The 20,385-nt window shown below is 47.3% G+C and carries 20 protein-coding genes; 16 read left to right on the forward strand and 4 right to left on the reverse strand.

Annotated features, from left to right (window positions below):
* The first annotated feature begins 12 nt into the window (after nt 1-12).
* The 12 genes from B2M23_RS13510 to hdhA all read left to right on the forward strand — a co-directional run bounded on the left by B2M23_RS13510 (nt 13) and on the right by hdhA (nt 11,147).
* Nucleotides 13-771, forward strand: a complete 759-nt coding sequence (locus B2M23_RS13510) for a MurR/RpiR family transcriptional regulator (protein ID WP_013379489.1) — start codon at nt 13-15, stop codon at nt 769-771.
* Nucleotide 772: 1 nt separating this feature from the next.
* The gene (locus tag B2M23_RS13515) at nt 773-1,543 is read left to right on the forward strand and encodes a MurR/RpiR family transcriptional regulator (protein WP_038350739.1); all 771 of its coding nucleotides are present in this window, start codon (nt 773-775) and stop codon (nt 1,541-1,543) included.
* A 15-nt stretch (nt 1,544-1,558) separates the two neighbouring features.
* A complete protein-coding gene (locus B2M23_RS13520) occupies nt 1,559-2,503 on the forward strand; it encodes a phosphatase PAP2 family protein (protein ID WP_038350738.1) in 945 nt (314 codons plus the stop codon).
* Nucleotides 2,504-2,525: 22 nt separating this feature from the next.
* Nucleotides 2,526-5,588 carry a DUF11 domain-containing protein gene (locus B2M23_RS13525; protein WP_038350737.1) on the forward strand — a complete coding sequence of 1,021 codons (3,063 nt, stop codon included), beginning with the start codon at nt 2,526-2,528 and terminating at the stop codon, nt 5,586-5,588.
* Nucleotides 5,589-5,730: 142 nt separating this feature from the next.
* A complete protein-coding gene (locus B2M23_RS13530; protein WP_013379493.1) occupies nt 5,731-6,741 on the forward strand; it encodes a tyrosine-type recombinase/integrase in 1,011 nt (336 codons plus the stop codon).
* Between the two features lie 79 nt (nt 6,742-6,820).
* Nucleotides 6,821-7,345: an HD domain-containing phosphohydrolase gene (locus tag B2M23_RS13535; RefSeq protein ID WP_038350736.1), complete on the forward strand. Its 525-nt coding sequence runs from the start codon at nt 6,821-6,823 to the stop codon at nt 7,343-7,345.
* Nucleotides 7,346-7,528: 183 nt separating this feature from the next.
* Nucleotides 7,529-8,068: a hypothetical protein gene (locus B2M23_RS13540; protein ID WP_038350735.1), complete on the forward strand. Its 540-nt coding sequence runs from the start codon at nt 7,529-7,531 to the stop codon at nt 8,066-8,068.
* Nucleotides 8,069-8,193: 125 nt separating this feature from the next.
* Nucleotides 8,194-8,745, forward strand: a complete 552-nt coding sequence (locus B2M23_RS13545; RefSeq protein WP_038350734.1) for a phage antirepressor KilAC domain-containing protein — start codon at nt 8,194-8,196, stop codon at nt 8,743-8,745.
* A complete protein-coding gene (locus B2M23_RS13550) occupies nt 8,742-9,359 on the forward strand; it encodes a hypothetical protein (RefSeq protein WP_038350733.1) in 618 nt (205 codons plus the stop codon). Before B2M23_RS13545 ends, B2M23_RS13550 begins: the two co-directional genes overlap by 4 nt.
* A 45-nt stretch (nt 9,360-9,404) precedes the next feature.
* Entirely contained in the window at nt 9,405-9,605 is a 201-nt protein-coding gene (locus B2M23_RS13555) for a hypothetical protein (RefSeq protein WP_013379498.1), read from the forward strand.
* 14 nt (nt 9,606-9,619) lie between these two features.
* Nucleotides 9,620-10,237: an RNA polymerase sigma factor gene (locus tag B2M23_RS13560; RefSeq protein ID WP_013379499.1), complete on the forward strand. Its 618-nt coding sequence runs from the start codon at nt 9,620-9,622 to the stop codon at nt 10,235-10,237.
* Nucleotides 10,238-10,358: 121 nt separating this feature from the next.
* Nucleotides 10,359-11,147, forward strand: coding sequence for a 7alpha-hydroxysteroid dehydrogenase (hdhA, locus tag B2M23_RS13565; protein WP_038350732.1), 789 nt, complete (start codon nt 10,359-10,361; stop codon nt 11,145-11,147).
* A gap of 67 nt (nt 11,148-11,214) precedes the next feature.
* On the opposite strand, the gene B2M23_RS13570 is transcribed toward hdhA, so the two are convergent.
* The 4 genes from B2M23_RS13570 to B2M23_RS13580 form a co-directional block, all read right to left on the reverse strand.
* On the reverse strand, nt 11,215-11,814 hold the full coding sequence (locus B2M23_RS13570; protein WP_038350731.1) for a hypothetical protein: 600 nt from the start codon (nt 11,812-11,814) through the stop codon (nt 11,215-11,217).
* Between the two features lie 14 nt (nt 11,815-11,828).
* A complete protein-coding gene (locus B2M23_RS13575) occupies nt 11,829-12,233 on the reverse strand; it encodes a BTAD domain-containing protein (RefSeq protein ID WP_133964781.1) in 405 nt (134 codons plus the stop codon).
* 128 nt (nt 12,234-12,361) lie between these two features.
* Nucleotides 12,362-12,568 (reverse strand): AbrB/MazE/SpoVT family DNA-binding domain-containing protein, encoded by a 207-nt coding sequence (locus B2M23_RS21820; RefSeq protein WP_392886162.1) that lies wholly within the window; start codon nt 12,566-12,568, stop codon nt 12,362-12,364.
* A gap of 405 nt (nt 12,569-12,973) precedes the next feature.
* Nucleotides 12,974-13,669: an MBL fold metallo-hydrolase gene (locus B2M23_RS13580; protein WP_038350729.1), complete on the reverse strand. Its 696-nt coding sequence runs from the start codon at nt 13,667-13,669 to the stop codon at nt 12,974-12,976.
* 200 nt (nt 13,670-13,869) lie between these two features.
* Between B2M23_RS13580 and B2M23_RS13585 the strand changes: the two genes are divergently transcribed.
* The 4 genes from B2M23_RS13585 (at nt 13,870) to purF (ending at nt 20,374) form a co-directional block, all read left to right on the forward strand.
* Nucleotides 13,870-17,583: a phosphoribosylformylglycinamidine synthase gene (locus B2M23_RS13585; RefSeq protein ID WP_038350728.1), complete on the forward strand. Its 3,714-nt coding sequence runs from the start codon at nt 13,870-13,872 to the stop codon at nt 17,581-17,583.
* A gap of 18 nt (nt 17,584-17,601) precedes the next feature.
* Nucleotides 17,602-18,096, forward strand: coding sequence for a 5-(carboxyamino)imidazole ribonucleotide mutase (purE, locus tag B2M23_RS13590; RefSeq protein ID WP_013379507.1), 495 nt, complete (start codon nt 17,602-17,604; stop codon nt 18,094-18,096).
* Between the two features lie 34 nt (nt 18,097-18,130).
* On the forward strand, nt 18,131-18,838 hold the full coding sequence (gene purC / locus B2M23_RS13595; protein WP_013379508.1) for a phosphoribosylaminoimidazolesuccinocarboxamide synthase: 708 nt from the start codon (nt 18,131-18,133) through the stop codon (nt 18,836-18,838).
* A gap of 147 nt (nt 18,839-18,985) precedes the next feature.
* Entirely contained in the window at nt 18,986-20,374 is a 1,389-nt protein-coding gene (purF, locus tag B2M23_RS13600) for an amidophosphoribosyltransferase (protein ID WP_038350727.1), read from the forward strand.
* The last annotated feature ends 11 nt before the right edge of the window (nt 20,375-20,385 follow it).

Below are 20,385 nucleotides of genomic sequence, written 5' to 3' on the forward strand. Positions count from 1 at the left end.
TAAGAGGAAAACATGAAACTTGATGAACATATTAACAAGTACTACCATAATCTCAACGAAAACGACTTATATATCTGGAAATACATCAAATCAAACAGGGAGGCGTGCAAAAGCCTGACAATCACTGAGATGTCCAGCCGGTGCCATGTCTCACGGACCACATTATCGCGTTTTGTTCATAAAATTGGATTTAACGGCTTTAGTGAATTCAAAGTGACATTAATACACGACAGCCAGACGCCCAAAGAGGATTACACCAGCATGAAAAAGGTGATCAGCCTTTATAATGAGGTGGTCCACCGCATTGTGGAGCAGAACTGTGATAAAATTTTTGAGCTGATCGACAGCGCAGAGAACCTGTATATCTACAGCTCCGGAATACTGCAGAGTACTGTCGCCCATGAAATGACCCGGATCTTTGTCTCGGCAAAACGGATATTTTATGAGATTAACGGAAACGCAGAGACAAACCGTATGATTGAAAAAATCACCCCAAAAGATGTGATGTTTATGGTTTCATACAGCGGCGAATCCCCCGAGGTGGTAGAATTTGCGCATGCGCTGAAAATCCGTAATGTCCCGGTTGTCTCAATCACCACCCTCCACGAAAACGAGCTGGCAAAGCTCAGCACCGTGAATTTATACACGTCAGGGCTGGTCATAAAAAAAGATGATCTCGATGTGTCTTACACGTCGGTTACCAGCTTTTTTATATTGATTGAGATGCTGTTTCTAAAATATTTGGAATACCGTTCCCACAAGGAGCAGTGATATGGATATTAATCAATTAGTTAATCAGCACTATGAAAACTTCAGCGAAACCGACCATTGCATATGGCAGTATATTTATAAGCATATGAAAGAATGCCCCCAGTATTCACTCAGTGAGCTGGCACAAAGGTGCAGCGTTTCAAATAATTCGATCCTGAGTTTTTGCAAAAAGCTGGGCATGGACGGTTATGGGGAGTTAAGGGTTATTTTAAAGTGGCAGGAACAGACAGACGATGTGTTGGCAGTCAATCTGCTCAACCGTACCTATCAGGATTATTATCTCACCCTGGACTATTTAAAAAATCTTGATCTCACAAAAACCTTTGAGCTGTTCGACTGCCCCGGCCGGATTTTTATCTTTGGGACCGGAGAAGTACAGCGGCACGCGGCCGAAGAACTGAAACGCCTTTTCTTCATACTGCAAAAGCGTGCCTTTGTCATTGAGAGTAAAACAGAGCTGGGAACAATGACAGAGCTTCTGAAAAAGGAAGATACTCTGATCGTTTTTTCCCTGTCCGGCAACAACCGGCCGGTAAACAATCTGGTGCGCGGAGTAAAAAATAAAGGGACGTCCATATTATCCGTTACCTCCTATGAGGATAATGAGCTGGAAAAGCTCAGTGATGAACACATTTATTTTTACAACCACCGCATTATAAAAGGCAGAAGCCAGAAAACAGACGGCTATCTCTGCGCACCATTCTTCACCATTATAGAAGTACTGTTTGTGCGCTATTTAGAAGCGCATTATTTAGAAAATAAGCGTTCATAGAGGACAGGAGGCAGCATGGATATTCAATATTTATTTTTATTACAGAACTTTCGGTTTTATTCAGAAGGCGTATTCAACGACTTCTTTTCATTCATCACAACCCTTGGAGAATCCTTTATTCCCGTCCTGCTGATGGCAGCAGTGTACTGGTGCTTTAATAAAAAAGCCGGAACGTATATGTGCCTGGCAGAGGGCGTGGGGGGATTAGTCAACAGTGTGTTAAAAATCAGCTTTTGCGTTTACAGACCGTGGATAAGAGACCCGGGGATAGAACCCATCGCGGGGGCCAAAACCACAGCCACAGGCTACTCCTTTCCCAGCGGCCATTCAACAAAAGCCACCTGCTATTACGGCTCACTGGCCCTGTACTTCAGGAAATACCGTTTTGTCGTCGTGTTTTTGTTCAGTGTCATCTTTTTAGTCATGCTGTCCCGGAATTTCCTGGGCGTTCATACGCCGCAGGATGTGTTGGTAGGATTTGGCAGTGCATTTCTGGTCATCCTGCTTATGGGTTATGTGTTAAATGATTACCTGGAAAAAAAACCAGAGAAAGATATTTGGGTGGTGGCGGCCATGCTAATCTGCGGCGTCCTGATCATTATCTACGCAATGACAAAAAGCTATCCGCAGAACTGGGTTGACGGCAAACTCCTGGTGGACCCGGCTAAGATGGTCACCGACGTTTTCGGCAATGTAGGTTTTGCGTTTGGCGGCGCGATTGGATGGATCGTGGAGAGAAGGAAAATTAAATTTTCAGTCGAGGGGACACTCTATTTTAAAATCAGACGCTACCTCATCGGCGCGGCAGTCATAACCGTCCTGCACTATATTCTCAGAAACGTGTTTAACCTGTTTTTAGACGCCTACGCCGCGGCCTTTATCTATAATTTCCTGGTCCCATTTTTTATTCTGGCAATTTACCCGGCGCTTTTCAAAAAGTTTGAAAAAAAATGTTCATGAATGAACAGGAAAGGAAAAAACCATGAAAACCTTATACCGAGTGATCAGTGTCATCACACTCGCTTTACTGCTGTTGCTGTTTGTGGGGGTATCGACCCTGGCAAGGGGATTTGACGTCACCTATATAAAAGACCTGATCCCCACACAGCTGACCTTTGACAAGCGAACCATAAACAACGGCGAGCAGATAACAGCGACCTTGGCGCTCGACAATCCAACAGAGGCGGGACTTTACAACGTATCGCTGAAGACGACCCTCCCCGAAGGCCTGCACGCGAGTGCTGCCGAAAAAACCTATGACCACATTGCAGGCGGTCAGAAAATAAATTACAGCTTTAAAATAAACAACGGAGAGGTCAGCAAAGCAGCACTCCTGACCGCTAAAAAAGGCGCGAACCCCCATACAGGATACCAGGGCCCCCACGCCATATTCGCCGTATTGATGCTGACCATTTTAATTTTGGGCGTTATCTTTTTTAAAGGAAATGCCAGGCGTAAACAAAAGATGATGTCAATCATACTCTGCCTGAGCATCGGAACACAGCTGGGGCTCACGGCCCTTCCAAGAGAAGCACTGGCGGCCGGAGAAGAAGCCGCATCAGAAGAATCCGAGCTGCCCACATCACTCGAGAACATCACCTACGACGTAACAGAGCAGCTGGTGGTAGACGGCGAAGAACAGACGGTTACCACCACTGTTTCCATCGAAAAGATCGCCCCCCTTACCGTGACCACCGCCAGCTATGAACCCATGACAACAAAAACAGAAGTCGCCGCAGACGCCAGGTTCTTTAATGTGGTTGCCACCAGTGAGGAAGACGCCTTTTCAGATTCGATCTCAGCCGCTGATATTGAACTGGCCAATGCCTTTCATGGTGTAAGCATAGATGAAATCAATTTGCTGGATGAGCACACAATCCGTCTTAAAATGTCAGGAGAACTGGACCACAGCGACGAGAGCTGCGGCGTTCTGTATTTCGACAAAAACAGCTTTAAGCAGGAAGGCGATAAAGTGGGCGTTCTTGTGGTCGATGTCATGAAACCGCTGCCGTATTTTGCAGACGGAACCGATAACGTCATGGTCAACGATGACGGCACCGCCGACATAAAATTCTGCCTGGACACCGCCGAGTTTGCAGATACTGCCGGCACCGCCCATTTTTCATTTGACAATACAGCAGTCCAGCCCGTAGCGCTGACCATTCCCTCCACCGATGCCAGAAAAGATGGTGTTTTAAAAGTCGCTGTGAACGGCACAGCCGATAAAACCGAAATCCTGGACGCCCTTGACGGCGTCACCATGACCATCGACAGCGCAGGGCTCAACTGCGGCAGCCTGGAGCTGGAGCTGGCACTGGCGGAAGAGCGGATTACAGCAGAGCTTACGCTAGATACCGTTACCGCCGATCCACAGTCCCCCACTAAGGCAGCCGCCTCCTTCAACGGTACGGTGAGCTCCTTAAACGGCAGTGTGAATTTAATGCCAGGCTCCATCAGCCTGACAGAGGATACGCAGACCAACGCTGTTATCTCGCCAATTACAATCGAGAGCGGGACAGACGGCACCTTTACCTTTACCGTAACCATAGATAACCCCGAGCTGCAAAGATGGTATGAAGAGGAAGGTGAGGAAGGGCTGAGAGCATTCTTTGCCCATTGGGCCAGCAATGAAAACCTTGTGCTGGCCGAAGGCAGCCTCATTGACGCCTACGGTGTGCCTGTCGCTGCTGACGATTATGAGGTCATTGTTTATGACAACATGCTGGCGTCAAACAGCGCAGCCTCCACAACCGACCTGGTGTCAAAAATCCTCACGATTGTCAACTCCTTTGCCAAGGACGCGCCAATAGGAGGAATCGCAGGTATCCTGGGGCTTGGCAGTCTGGCCATGTCCGAGAGCAAGGAATCAATGAGTGGAATAAGCGAAAGCGTTGCCGCTCTTAATGAGTCTGCGCTGGAAATAAACAAAACCACCACTAAAATTCAAAATGAAGTCAACTATTTGGTCGATGCGTCCCTGGAATCAAAAATAAGCAAATTTCAGGACAACGCCCGTTCCATTAACTTCCGGGCAGGGCTTCTGTCCAGCAGCACAAACGATATTCTGGCACAATTGGCCAAGGTAGAATCCATCGAATCACAGGAATATAAAGATCTTATGGACCAGCTGAATATTATTTTAGGAGGCACGACCACCGGCGGGCAAGGCTTTGTCTACGATGCCTATACCTTTGGGCAGTACATCCTTGGTGAGGGTGTTGTGGGCAGTGTGCTTGATGATTATGTCACGCTGTACAACCGGCGCTACAACTGGGATTCACAGACAACAACCGCCAAATCGGAATATTGGGCAAGCAATTACCAGCTTTATATTAAAGCATACATGATCAGCATGTGCTATATGAATGCCAATAATAAGGATCATATGTATGATGCGCAGATCACCAAAATGAAAGACCAGTTTAACAGCATTAATACTAAGTGGACGACTTTTCAAGAAAATCTGAAACCGCCTGTGGGAAAAGATCGGAATCTCGTCGATAAACAGCTGTATACCGTCAAGACGGCCAATACGGTAACTCTTGACCCTCTAAAAGATATTCATGAAATATTGGGCGATAAATATAGAGGCAGTTTTAATATGAAAGTCGAAACACTTTTCAATAATCTGATTAAAGACAAGAAAATTACATCATACCAGGCGGATAACAAAAAAATTATTTCAGTGGATACACTCAATACAATGAAAAACCGCCTGTCCTCCAGTGGCCATAAAACGCTATATGATGAAATGACAGCAGTCGGTATGGTGCTGCCTACAAAATATCTTTATATTGGAAATGAAAGCCTCAATGTTGACGACCGGCTTTGGATTATGTCGATCCTAACGGTCTTTGCTGGAGCCTCAGGGACGGGAAGCTTTAGGGGCGACGTGTACAATCTGGAGACCAATGCACTTGAAAAAAATGTAAAGCTTGTAAAGTTTCGTTTTATTACAGGCGGTGATTTTTTCGAATATAATTTAGACAGTTACAAGAGTGCGTACGATAAAACACCATTTGTATTTAAAACAACAACACAGTAATAAGAATCAAATAAAAAAGCATGGCGCATAGTTCCTTACTATGCGCCATGTTTTTTTTGTTTTTATAATTATAACATTAAACAGGAAAAAATGCTAGTATTAAATTAAATAAGGTAAATTTTGACAAACAAAGGAGAGCAATATGAAACGATTAAAAGAATTTATAAACTTTTTTGTAGGGACTGTACCGATGGACATACTTTTTGATAAATGGTTAGAAAGCAAAAACCATTTAAAAGCACAGACAAAAAGGACTTATGTTCAATTAATTAATCGATATTTGCGTCCCGTATTTGGAGAAAAGTCCGTTAAGACCATCAGTGAGGAAGATATTCAACGGTTTGTTAGCGACATACAAAAGGATCTGAGTGCGAAAACTGTGCATGAAGTTTACCGCTGTTTGCGTGCAGTATTTGAGCTGGCAATAGAGAACAAAATTATAGAAAGAAATCCATGCGAAAAAACAGTTTTACCTCAAAAGGAAAAGGTAAAAGCAAAGGCGCTAAGTATAAAAGATCAAGAAAAAATAGAAAATGCTTTGGGACAGAGTTCAAAGGCACTGGATATCGCTATACTGCTTGCTTTGAATTTAGGTTTGAGATTGTCGGAGGTGATCGCATTGCGTTGGCAAGATATACGTTTTAATGAAAATATAGTAATTATTAGGCATAGCATGGAACGTGTTCCGACAGGTGATGGAAACAAAACAGTTGCCCATCTGGGAACGCCAAAAACACAGAGCAGCCAGAGAAAAATTCCTTTGGAATTTGAATTTTCAAAATGTTTAAAAGAATATTTCCAGAAGCAAACATCAGTGCAAAAAAAGCCTGATGCTTTTGTGGTTGGGAAAAAAGATGGAAATTCTTATAATGGACGGACGGTTGAGCGGCATTTTAAAAAAAGGCTAAAAGAGCTTATGATTTCTGAGACTTATACCTTTCATTCATTAAGGCATAGTTTTGCGACGCGCGCCATGGAAAGCGGCGTCGTAATAAAAGTTATCAGTGCTTTGTTGGGGCATAGTCAGACAGCTACCACAACAGATATTTACTTACATTTAAGTGAGTCTTTTATTCGGCAGGAAATGATGAAAATGAAAGATTTTAAAAGGAAAAGACACTCCGGAAGTACGCGGGTGAGGCACGCCGCATAGTAAGGAACTATGCGGCATTTCTAAGTAATTAAATACCCGTTGCCAGAAAAAATACAAAAAACAGAGAGAGGCTAAAGAAATGCTCAAGAATTTAATCAATATGGTACTGCTTTGTCCGGAAGGCGTTCAGGAACATAATAAACGAACCGGTCGATTAATCCGTGCTCTCCTTACAGAAATCGGGCGGAGTGATCTGATTGAACTTTGGCGTTTTGGTGACCTGTCTCCCTGTGACTATCATGATCTGGGTAAAAGAAATGATGATACCGATGATCTGGAACACTGTGAACGTGGATCAGATTTTTTCAGCGATGCATTTCGGAAAGCGTCAGGCAACAAAGAATCAATATTCTGCAGTATTGCCAGTGATCTTTGCCATTACCACCATGAACGCTGGGATGGCAAAGGGGGACCAGAGCATCTGACAGGTGACAATATCCCAATAATTGCAAGGGCTGCCGCAGTAGCGAATGCCTGGGATCATTTAAAAACAGAATGTCCCGGGTCAGACAATACCGAGCTGCTTAAAAAGATTAAAAAATATGAAGGCGTCTACTATGATCCGGAGATGGTATATGCCTTGTTTCGTCTATTCCCGGTATAGCCGGTGATATAGAGCTTCTTTTTTACCTTAGGCGGTGTCTGCGCCATTAGACACCGTCTATTTATCAATAGAAAAACAGAATATACCCCGCAGGGGACCATTCATGGACCTGCTTTCATGCAAGCTATATTTTGCGTGAAAGCGGGTCCTTTTTATTATATGTGTGAAGTAAAGGAGAAAAAAATGGGCTACGCCGCAGCAATGAAACGCTTAAAACAGGAAACGCTCGAACAGCATATCAAAGACCATCCCGACCAGTTTGAGGCTGTTGATACCGGTTATCTTTTAAAAAAAGGCGGAGAACTGGTGGTTGAGCTTATCTACCATGGCCATCATAAGCAAGTCTGCCGCCATTGCCAGAGTCCTCTGAAACAGAAAACCATGCGCCTGAAAGAAAAAGATGGTAAGGTTTGTGTGGTCAATGGCTTATCAAAGGAAATTGAGGATGATGAGGGACTGGTTTATGTTCTCTGGGTATGCTCAAAAGAGTGCGAGCACTGTGCAAAGCGCCAGCGTGTACTGCCCGCCTTTGCAGCGCGTTGGATGCGCCATACCCTGTTCACTGTCGCCCGTACCCTTTTACATTTGTTTGAAAACGATGAACTCTGCGAAAAGCCTCTGAACCAACGCCGCGGCCGCCCGGTGCTCACCCTGCCCTTTTACGGAGAACTGAGCACCGTGTACCGCTGGCGGCAGAAAATAAAAATAATTTTTAATTTATGATAATAAAAACACGTTCTTGCGTCCGTTAAAACCATAGAGTCCTGTAAGATAGAACCATCAGCAGGAGCACCGGAAAAAGTGCACCGCTGAAATCGAACCATTATATTTTACAGGAGGATTACAGAATGAATTGTAACCAGATCACCCCAACCGTCCGGGCAGAAGAAAAAGGTTTTCGTCCATGGTGTGCTTCGTGCGCGCTAAAACAGGAGGACCGCATTTTAGGGAGCTTTGAGACTCTGCCCGATGTAGACCAGCGCATCGAGCTCGCCTTTCTTGAAAAGCAGCTGAAAGCCCTGGGGCAGGAATATGACGAAAAAGCCAGAATTTATCTGGAGGATGACAGTGAGAGAAAAGAGTATGAGGACAGCAGGGCAGGCAAGGATGATATACCCGTTGCCCGTCTGGCGGAGATCATGCGGCAGCAGGGCCTGAGCATTGGGAGGAACCAGCTGTATGTGTGGCTTCGGAAAAGGGGATTTGCTTATTTTGATGCGCTGCGCAACCGTAATTTGCCAACCCGGCAGTCCCTGGACAAAAAACGTATGACTGTTGAGTACAAAACCTATGTGGAGAAAAAGAGCGGCCGTCTCAAGCAGTCCCCACAGCTTCGGATCACCCCTTCGGGCCAGGAATTTTTTATCCGCACACTGGCAGAGGAAAGAAACAGGGGATGAACTATCTGACCGAGCTCCTGGCCTTTTACAGGTGGATGGCGGAGAATCCGCTGAGCCCGCTGCTCCAGGCCTACTGGCACTTGCTCCTGTATACCAATAACCGGGCAGCCATTCGGACAGCCCAGGACGTGTGGTACTGGCCGGTAGAGTTTAAACTGCCAAATACAGTGGCTATGCCCATTTTAGGCATCCGGGACCGGCGGGTTTTGCTGCGACAAAGGGGGTACCTCATTGACCGCGGCCGTGTGACGTACCAGAAGGACGCTGGCCAGCGGGCGGGAATTTACCGGATGGTCCCCTTCGATCAAGGCCTTGAGGCCATTTGTGTAAGGGATGAAAGAAGGGACAGTGTGACAAAGGTCTGGACACAGGCTGTCCCGTCAACTGTGACAGAATTGTCCCCGTTCATAAACATAAACACTAAACAGGCTTCTCTATCCTATAGTAATCAGGAGGCTGCGGCCAGCATCCACGGCTTCAACCTGCTGCCACCGCTTACGGACGAGGAAAGAGCAGAGATCAAGGCCCAGTACCCAGACGATGATGTAGCTGCTTTTAACGCCATGTGGGCAGCGAGAGAAAGGAAACAAATGGCAGGAAAAGCGCAGGGTTAAACGCCCCGCCTTTTCCTGAAGATTAAAATTTATGGAGGTAACCATATGAATAAATACGGCAGAGGCCCCAGAATCATCAACCGCCGCCGAAGCTACAGAGTTTTAGCGGAGTGCCGGGTTGAGGCAGGCTTTTATGCCCGGGACGCAGAGGAGGCAGAGGATCTGTTTAATGACCTCAGCGCCGCGGTGGAGGACCGTTTTCCAGGCATTGTGCTTGAGATCACAGATGTGTATGAGGATGACTGAAAAGGAGAAGGTGCATGGATTATAAAGAAATTGACCGGTGGGTGCTTCGCGCGCAAAAGGGGGATGGAGAAGCCATGGCTTTTCTGGAGCGTATGTTCCGCCCTCTGATGCTTGCGTCGGCGGATAAGGCCCGGCCAGAGAATTACAGCTTTGAGGACTGCCTGCAGGATGCGCGGCTCTTTTTTCTGGAGGGCATCAGGTGTTATGACGGCACGCGGGGCAGCGGCTTTGCCGCCTATATTAAGACTTATCTTTACCGGTCACTGCAAAATAAACGCAGAAAGTGCTGGCGGCGTCTGGTGCGGGACATCTCCGGCGACGGCGCCAGCCGTGAGGAGGATGAAGGAACACTGTTTGATACCCTGCCGGATTTGTCGGCCGACATCATGGGAAACTATACTCACCGGGAGGAGCTGGCAGCCCTGTCAGAAGCTCTTGGTGAGCTCACCCCTGAGGAGCTGGCTCTGCTGAGAGCTGTCTATGGGCAGGGGCAGACAATAAGAGGCGCATCCCAAAGCCTGGGGGTGGGCTACAGCACAGTCCAGTACCGCCACCGAAGGCTTTTGGACATCCTGAGAAAGCGGCTGACCGGGGTGCCGTCCAAAAAAGAATTGGTCAAAAAGAGGACTTGAAACAACTTATAGAAAAGGGCAGCTGCATTCTTCAAGAAAGCTTCAAGAAATGGAAAAAGGCTTTTTTTTCCTGTGGTCAGGTGCTATGATAAGTGCATGCTAAACATGGAGGTAAATCTGTATGAAAAAATTAGAAGATAAAGTAGCCATTGTGACAGCCGCAACCGCTGGCATTGGTCTGGCGAGCGCGAAAAAACTGGCTCAAAATGGTGCTTTGGTTTATATTGCGGGACTGGAGGATGAACTGGCGGAAAAGGCCCTGGCCGAATGCAGCGAGGAGAAACTGAATGTGAAGTTCCACCCCTTTAATGCCTTTGACTATGAGGGATATCATGTAATGGTAGAGCATGTTGCAAAGGAGGAGGGGCGCCTGGATATTCTGGTGAATAACTTTGGGATCGGGATTCCCACCAAGGATTTTGATATTTTAACAGGGGACCCGTACGCGTTTTTCGATATTCTGCAAAAAAATATCGGCAGTGTATACCTGCCCTGTAAACCGGCTATTCGCTACATGGCCAGTCATGGCGGCGGCAATATTGTCAATATATCCAGCATCGGCGGGCTTTTACCGGATGTTTCCAGGCTGGGCTATGGGGTGTCCAAAGCGGCGATTAATTACCTGACCAAAGCCATTGCCCTGCAGTTCGGCAGCAAAAATATCCGCTGCAATGCGGTAGCGCCGGGGATGATCGGCACCGATGCGGTCAAGAAGAGTATGACCGGCGATTTTCAAAAGGCTTTTTTACGCCATGTACCCCTTGGCCGGGTGGGCGAGCCGGAGGATATTGCCAAGGCTGTGCTGTTTTTGGCAAGTGACGATTCCTCCTTCATTACCGGACATATTCTGGATGTAGCTGGTGGCTTCGGCATCGGTACTCCAGAGTATGCAGACGCAGTAAAAGGCTGACCGACAGATAAAGCACCGGCATCTCTTACGGATGCCGGTGCTTTTGAATTGCGCACAAAGATATTATTTAAGAGGCAACAGCGATTAGAATACCAGTATAAAGCCACGGGCTTCCAGCGATGGGGCTCCCGACGGACAGGGATTGGTCAGTGTTTTCTTCGCCGTCGGAAGGGTCGTATACCGTACATGTGGCATTTTTAGCATGTTTTTTAATAAGAACGTAATGGAGGAGCATGTCGCTGTCGGTTATATCGAAAGTATTTACAGCCATGCTGATGGTATATTGGTTCGGCCTCAGGGCCTTTAAGGGGTCTTCGTAGGTAAAATTAAATAAAGGTTTTAGGGTGGAGGTGTTAACCGCCCGGATAAAGGCAATAAAAGGAGGGTCTACCGGAATAAGGCAGGTTGTTTTGATTCCCTGGTTTTCAAGGTAGTTTACCATTTTTACAGGTGAGCAATGCTCTGAACTCATGATGCTTTTTACCGGGTCATCAAACTTGTATATGCTGTCTCCAAATTTGACGGCATTGTAGATTGCGTCAATAAAAGCAAGGGCATCCTCGGGATGATCGTATTGATAGGCAGCTTTTTCAAGCTCCCAGAGCAGGTAAGCAATGGAAAAGGCGCCGCAGTTAGAGGCCTGATTCTGTTGTGTATATTTTGGCATTTTGACTTCTCCTTTTAAGTTTCAGTTAGAATTTTCAGTTTTCTCTGGTAAAAGTTAAACTGTCCGGTTTTGTCTTTCTCAAGCTGCTGTGAGAGTAGTTCAAGCATCTCAGCACAGGATAGCTCATAATAGGCTTCATAGGCAGCAATCCAGTCATAGGGCGCTCCGGACAGCACCGAGCCGGTGTAAAGCTCGACTGCCCTCTGGCAGTTTTGAAGCTGTGAACGATTGTAATAGTGGGTGTCGAACTCCCAAAGGTCGCTGTAAATCTGCCGGCTATCAAGGCCAATGGTACCCCGCTTTGAGATAATCGGTATATCGATATCCTTTTGACGCAGATTTTTAAACCATTCCAGCGTTTTGTACAGATTGCACATGGCCTGGCTTTCTGAACGGCCTGGCCAGATGGTTTCGGCCACGCTCTTTTTGGAGAGCAGGCTGCCGCCTCTGCAAACCAGATAGACAAGCAGCTCTTCCGCTTTTTTTGACTGCAGGACAAGCGGCTTTTGTGCATAAAATATGCGAAGAGGCCCAAAGCAGAACACGGCTAAAAGCTTATCGGTTGTGTGTGATACAAAGGGTTTGGCAGCGTAGCTGTATATCCGTTTTTTCCCACAGGCTGGTTAATGGGAATTAAGCATATGGTATTTCCAATAATTTCGCACTCGAGCGCATCGCCTGCCTGGAGCTTTAATCGCTCAACAACAGAGGATGGTAATGTTATTTGTGATTTTTCCCTGAATTTTATGTTCATAATCTGTACCTACCTTTCATAATCAGTATTAGTATAAAGTATTATATCTTTGTGCGCTCATTATTAAAATAACATACTATTTGTATTATATCAGGGGAAATTAGAAACTTTTTTGAAGGATTTCCGAATTAAATTCTAAAGCGGTGAATTAAAAGGGATTTGTATTTTTTTCATCCTTTTTTCGCTTTAATATTATTGTAATAAACCCTAAAACATGAGAAATGTACAAGAAAATAACAGACGGAAGCAAAAAAACGAGATTCTTATAAGAAACTTAAAACATAAAAAAGCGAAAGAGCTAAGCCTTTCGCTTTTTATGATATTTAATGAATTTCGTTCAATGTTTGTGAGATTTTTGCTTTATAAAAAGCGAAGAATTGAAAGACTTCTTTTAAAAGGGAACATTTAATAGTTGCCGATAACGGTGTTGCGGTCCTCAAAGAGTGGGATTTCAGTGCCACTGCCAGTCTCGCGGTCTGCCAGGGTGCGGATAACAGAGAAGTCCTCCCAGAAATGCATGGGGATCAGGACCTTGGGGTGCAGTTTGTCAATGAAGTATTCCGCAGCGCGGCAGGCCGAACCGCCAAGGCGGGAGTCCACCGGGACAAAGGCCACATCCATTTTGTGCTTGCCGATCTGTTCCTCGATTTTCTGGATCACTGCTTTAAAGTCACGCTCCTCGACCTCGGGGTTAATATTGGGGTGTGATGCGGTGTCCCAGTCCCACCAGTTTAAATCGCCGGAATGGAAAATATTTTTGCCTTCGGCCTGAACAAAGAAGGAAACACCCAGATCGGTCGAGCCAAAGGTTTCAATTTCGATGCCTGGAAAGCTTATTTTCTGGTAAGGCGCGATGTAATGAATATCGCGTCCTCCCTTTTCTGGGATATCATCGCTGAAAATGTAGGTGGTGTCATAGTCGCTGCCATAGGAAAGAATCTTTTGTGAGAAATGATCCTGATGGCTGTGGGTAACAAAGAAGTAATTTTTCCGACCTTTTCTCAGAAAATGAGGTGGAATATTCGTGATCGCATCAAAGATCAGTGTCATGCGCTCTAATTCTACGATGAAGCCACTGTGATGAAGATAAATAATTTTCATAAAATGCCTCCGGTTAATCATAAATTTACTTTTATTATACCATACTTATGCCCAGGTGATGGAGGGGTTATTCAATCTTTAAGAAAAGAAATCTGAAAATGTTTACGTCTCAAAAAGGTATCCGAACGTTTTAAAAACCATTGAAAATAAAGTTCGGAAATAGTAAAATACAAGTATCATTAAACAAAGGTGGAAGAGTAGTGATCAAACGAATTTTTGTAGAGAAAAAAGCGGGCTTCAATACTGAGGCTCAGGAACTGGCACAGACTTTTCAGCGCATTTTAGGCATTAAAGGTCTGAGCAGTATTCGTATCATTTACCGTTATGATGTTGAAGGATTAGAGGGAGAGCTCTTAGAAAATGTTAAACGGACCATTTTTTCAGAGCCTAATGTAGACAACATTTATGAAGACACCATGGCTTTTGGACCGGAGGAACAGGTCTTTGCCACCTCCTACCTGCCGGGTCAGTACGACCAGCATGCAGATTCAGCGGCTCAGTGTATTCAAATTTTAGCAGGCGAAAAGCCTTTAATTAAGGTTGCGAAGGTCGTTGCGGTTAAGGGCGATGTGAGCACCGAAGAACTTGGAAAAATTAAACAATACATGATCAACCCTGTAGACTCTCAGGAAACGGATCTCGGACCAAGAGATACTCTGACGGATAAAATCAAACAGCCGGCAGACATTGAGAGGATAGAGGGCTTTACTGATTTTAGCGCGGAAGCCCTGGAGGCTTACCGTAAAAAGATGGGCTTTGCCATGAGCGGGGCGGACATCGCGTTTGTACAGAAATATTATAAAGAAGATGAAAAGCGTGACCCATCTCTGACAGAGCTGAAGGTTATTGATACTTACTGGTCTGATCACTGCCGTCACACGACGTTTTCAACCTGTATTGAAGCCATTGACTTTGAGCGCGGACCGGTAACGGAAGCGGTTGAAAAAGCCTTTGAAAGCTACGACGCGACCCGTGATGCCCTTTACGGGGAAGATACTGACCGCCCCATGACCCTTATGGATATGGCGGTGATCGGCACTAAGGAAATCAAAAAACGCGGACTGATCCCGGATTTGGACGAGTCAGAGGAAATCAATGCCTGCAGTGTCAATATGACGGTTGACCACGACGGTGTGGATGAGGACTGGCTGCTCATGTTTAAGAACGAAACCCACAACCATCCCACAGAGATCGAGCCCTTCGGCGGCGCGGCGACCTGTCTTGGCGGCGCGATTCGAGATCCGCTGTCTGGCAGAAGCTATGTTTACCAGGCCATGCGTCTTACTGGTGCATGGGACCCGAGAACACCGATTGAGGATACCCTGCCGGGCAAGCTGCCCCAGCGTAAAATTTCTCAGGAAGCGGCTCATGGCTACAGCTCCTACGGGAACCAGATCGGCCTGGCCACCGGACAGGTAGTCGAGGTCTATGATCCGGGCTTCCTGGCCAAGCGTATGGAAGTCGGCGCGGTTATCGCGGCAGCGCCTAAGGAAAATGTTGTTCGTGAACGTCCGCAGCCGGGGGACGTCATTCTTCTGGTCGGCGGTAAAACCGGCCGCGACGGCTGCGGTGGCGCGACAGGCTCCTCCAAGGCACACACCGAGGAATCCATCCATGAAAGCGGCGCTGAAGTTCAGAAAGGGAACCCGGTTGAGGAACGTAAGATCCAGCGTTTATTCAGAAACGGTGATCTGGCCCGTATGATCAAGCGCTGCAACGACTTTGGCGCGGGCGGCGTATCGGTAGCCATCGGCGAGCTGGCAGACAGTCTGGATATTGATCTGGATAAGGTGCCGAAGAAATATGAAGGCCTTGACGGAACCGAACTGGCGATCTCGGAATCCCAGGAACGTATGGCGGTTGTCGTCGCGGCAGAGGATGTCGATCATTTTATTGAGATGGGCAACGCCGAAAATCTGGAGGTTACCCAGGTAGCGGTTGTCACCGACACCGGACGTTTGGTCATGAAATGGCGCGGCGAGGAAATTCTGAACCTTTCCAGAGATTTCCTGAACACCAACGGGGCTGCCCAGTACGCCGATGTTCTGGTTAAGGAACCGGAAACGCTCTGCGAAGAAGCGGAAACCATTGATTTCACACGTAAAACAAAGGAAGTGCTCAGCAGCCTGAACGCCGCCAGTCAGAAAGGCCTGGCCGAAATGTTTGACAGCACCATCGGTGCGGGGACGGTAGTTATGCCTTATGGCGGTAAGTACCAGCTGACACCTCAGGATGGTATGGCGGCTAAAATTCCGGTAATTCACGGGGATACCACCACCTGCAGCATTATGACTTACGGCTACACACCGGAATTATCCAAGTGGAGCCCGTTCCACGGCGGTATTTACTGTGTGCTTGAATCCCTGTCCAAAATGGTGGCCATGGGCGGTGATTTCAGAAAAGCCCGCCTGAGCTTCCAGGAATATTTTGAGCGTCTGAACAAGGACCCCGAAAAATGGGGCAAGCCTTTTGCAGCGCTTCTGGGTGCCTTTGAAGCCCAGAAGGCCTTTGGCATTCCTGCCATTGGCGGTAAGGACAGCATGTCTGGAACCTTCGAGGATATGACAGTTCCACCGACCATTATCTCCTTTGCTGTAGAAGCGGATAAGGTCCAGAATGTTCTCTCCAATGAACTGAAAAAGACGGGCTCCAGCCTGTACCTCTTTGAGGTGGAACAGGATGACAATAAGCTCATTGATTATGATAAGGTAATGGCCATGTATGACCGTATCCGCGGCCTGAACCTTGAGGGCAAGCTGCTCTCTGCCAAAGCGGTATCGGCCAATGGCCTGGTCGACGCTCTGGCTAAGATGGCCTTTGGAAACAAGATCGGCGTGGACATTGCAGACATTGATGAAGCGCGCCTGTTTGCCCCGCTTTACGGCAGCATTATCGTGGAAACCACCGAAACTCTGGACGACGCTGAGCTCATTGGTAAGACCACAGATGCTTCCGCCATCACCTGCAAAGGGGAAAGCGTGGATATGGACGAACTGATCGAAGTGTGGGAAAGCGCCATGCGCAGTGTTTACCCGGAAAGCAAGACAACAGAGGGCAAGGTTCAGAAGATCGAATATACTGGCGGCCCTGTCACTTTCGCCAAAGAAAAATTCGCGGCGCCCCAGGTCTTTATCCCGGTATTCCCAGGGACGAACTGTGAGTACGACACCGCTAAAGCCTTTGAGAATGCCGGTGCCAAGCCGGAGATCGTAGTGTTCAGAAACCGGACAGCAGACGACATCGCGGCATCCGTCAAGGAAATGGCAGACGCCATCAGACAGTCCCAGATGATCATGATTCCCGGCGGCTTCAGCGCTGGTGACCAGCCAGACGGTTCGGGTAAATTCATCGCGGCTGTTTTCAGAAACCCTGAAATCCGGGACGCAGTCATGGAGCTCATTAAAAACCGCGATGGCTTAATGCTTGGAATCTGTAACGGCTTCCAGGCCCTGATCAAGCTTGGGCTGGTACCCTACGGCGAAATCGTGGATATTGAGCCTGAAATGCCGACCCTTACCTACAATACCATTGGCCGCCATGTGTCCACCATTCCAATGACAAAGGTGGTCTCAAACCTGTCGCCGTGGCTGGCGGGCGCCAAGGTGGGCGAGACCTACCGGATTCCAATGTCACACGGAGAAGGCCGTTTTATCGCAAGTGACGCGGTGATGGAAGAACTCATCGCCAAGGGACAGGTTGCGACCCAGTATGTCGATTTTGACGGCAACGCCACCATGGACGGCGCTTTTAACCCCAATGGTTCTACCTGTGCGGTCGAAGGGATTACCAGCGCAGACGGGCGTATTTTGGGTAAAATGGGTCATTCCGAACGTATCGGAAAGGGATTATATAAAAACATTCCGGGTGAGAAGGATCAGCTGATCTTTAAATCCGGTGTTGAATATTTCAAGTAAAAGAAGGAGAATACAATTATGCCAAAAGTTGCAGTTATTATGGGCAGCGACTCGGATTTTGATGTTGTTAAAAAATGCCTGATCGCTTTGGAAAAATTTGATATTGAATATGACGCTGAGGTAATTTCAGCACACAGAAATCCGGACAAGATTTTTTCATATGTCCGTTCTGCCGAAGAAAACGGCATTGAGCTGATCATTGGCGCTGCCGGTAAAGCAGCTCATTTACCGGGTGTTATGGCAGGGCTTACCCCGCTTCCGGTTATTGGTATCCCTATTCAGACCTCTTTCCAGGGCGGCCTGGATTCCTTACTGTCCATCGTGCAGATGCCATCCGGTGTACCGGTTGCCACTGTTGCGGTAAACGGCGCTGAAAATGCCGGTATCCTGGCAGCCCAGATGCTTTCCATCAAGTATCCTGAAATCCGTGAAAAGATGAAAGCCTACAAAGAAACACTGGATGAAGAAGTAGCGGCTAAGAATGAAAAGCTTCAGGCTAAGATTAATGGTTAATTCATTATTTCAAATATAGAAAGAGGTATTTAAAATGCAGAAATTAGAACAGTTATACGAAGGCAAGGCAAAAAAAGTTTTTAAAACAGAAGATCCGGACCAGTTTATCATCGAATACAAGGATGATGCGACCGCAGGAAATGGCGAAAAAAAAGGCACCATTGTGGGCAAGGGCGTCATCAACAATAAAATGACTGCCACCATTTTCAAAATGCTCGAAGAAAAGGGTATCCCGACACATTTCATCGAACTGCTGTCAGACAATGAACAGCTGGTTAAGGCTGTTACCATCTTCCCACTGGAAGTGATCATCCGCAACACCGCTGCCGGTTCCATCTGCAAGCGCCTTCCATTTGAAGAAGGACAGGCTCTCGAAGCCCCAATCTTTGAATTCTGCTATAAGAATGACGACTACGGCGATCCAGTCATCAACGACAATCATGCCACTGCCCTGAAGCTGGCAACCCAGGAAGAGCTGGACGCTATCCGCGAAATGACCATGAAGATCAATGAGATTTTGAAAGCATACTTCCTGGAAAAGGGCATTAACCTGATCGACTTCAAGATTGAGTTTGGTAAAACCAACGACGGACAGATTGTTCTGGCCGACGAAATCTCACCGGATACCTGCCGTTTCTGGGATGTAAACACCGGAGAAAAACTGGATAAGGACCGTTTCAGACGTGACCTCGGCGGTATTGAAGAAGCTTACGAAGAAATGTTAAAGAGAGTCAACGGCTAATCGCCCGTACTCATTACGATTTGTCAACAGACTGTACGGAGCTGGCGCAAAACAGCGCCTGCTCCAAAGAAATATTTACGGAATACGGTATAGAGTGTGTTTCAATGGATGACAGCATGATTCCATTTTTGGAGGAAGAACGAATCAATGAGAGAAGACAAATTTCATGACGAATGTGGCGTCGTAGGTGTGTATTGTAAGAGTCGTGAGACAAACTGCGCTTCTTATATCTATTATGGCTTGTATGCGCTTCAGCACAGGGGGCAGGAGAGTGCGGGCATCTCGGTTAACCGTGATGGCAGGATCACAACCCATAAGGATCTCGGCCTTGTGGCAGATGTCTTTAAGGGGAATGTCCTGAAATCCATGAAGGGGAACCTGGGAATCGGCCATGTGCGCTATTCGACCTCAGGCGAGGGCGGCGTGACCAACGCCCAGCCGTTAACGGTCAGCCTGAAATCGACCCAGATTGCTCTGGCTCACAATGGCAACCTGGTAAACGATAAGGCCCTGAGGGATATGCTGGAGGATTCCGGCGTTGTTTTCCAGACCACCATCGACACAGAGGTCATGGTTGATATTCTGGCAAGGGGCCTGCGCCACGGCGTGATTGAGGCCATCCAGCGTATGGTCGAGATCATCAAGGGTGGTTTTGCGCTGGTGATCACACTGGAGGATAAGCTCATCGGTGTCCGCGACCCATACGGCCTGCGTCCGATCTGCCTTGGCAAAAAAGATGACATGTACATGCTCGCTTCTGAGAGCTGTGCCATCGACGCCATTGGCGGCGAGCTGATTCGCGACCTGAACCCGGGTGAAATTGTCGTCATTGATGAAAATGGTATTCAGAGCTATGGGCAGAATAACTGGGCCAGCAAGAGAGCCTGTATTTTTGAGCAGATTTACTTTGCGCGTCCCGACTCTGTCATGGAAGGGCGCAGTGTTTACCAGGCCCGCCATACCGCTGGGCGTATCCTGGCCAGGGAAAGCCCTGTGGAGGCAGATGTGGTGATCGGTGTACCGGATTCCGGTATTCCGGCAGCCATCGGATACGCGGAGGAATCAGGCATTCCCTATGGCATGGGCCTGATTAAAAATAAATACAGCGGGCGGACCTTTATCCAGCCCAACCAGAAGCTGCGTGAAGAAGGCGTGCGTCTGAAGCTGAATCCGCTGAGAGATACCATTGAGGGTAAGCGGGTAGTCATTATTGACGACTCCATCGTAAGGGGGACAACCTCCAAACGGCTTGTTGAAATATTGAGAAGCGGCGGCGCAAAGGAAGTGCATTTCCGCGTGACCAGTCCGCCGGTATCCCATACCTGTCATTTTGGCATTGATACCCCAAAACGTAAATATTTGATCGGCGCCAAGAAATCGGTGGAAGAAATCCGCGGGATTCTGGGTGCGGACTCACTGGCCTATATCAGCCTCGACGGCTTAAACGAATCCGTCGGAGGCGGCACAGAGTACTGCCGGGCCTGTTTTGACGGCGACTACCCCATGGAAGTCCCTGTCTTAAAAAAAGATGATTAAAAGGAGAGAAA

Source organism: Eubacterium limosum (assembly GCF_000807675.2).
GTDB classification, from domain to species: Bacteria; Bacillota; Clostridia; order Eubacteriales; family Eubacteriaceae; genus Eubacterium; species Eubacterium limosum.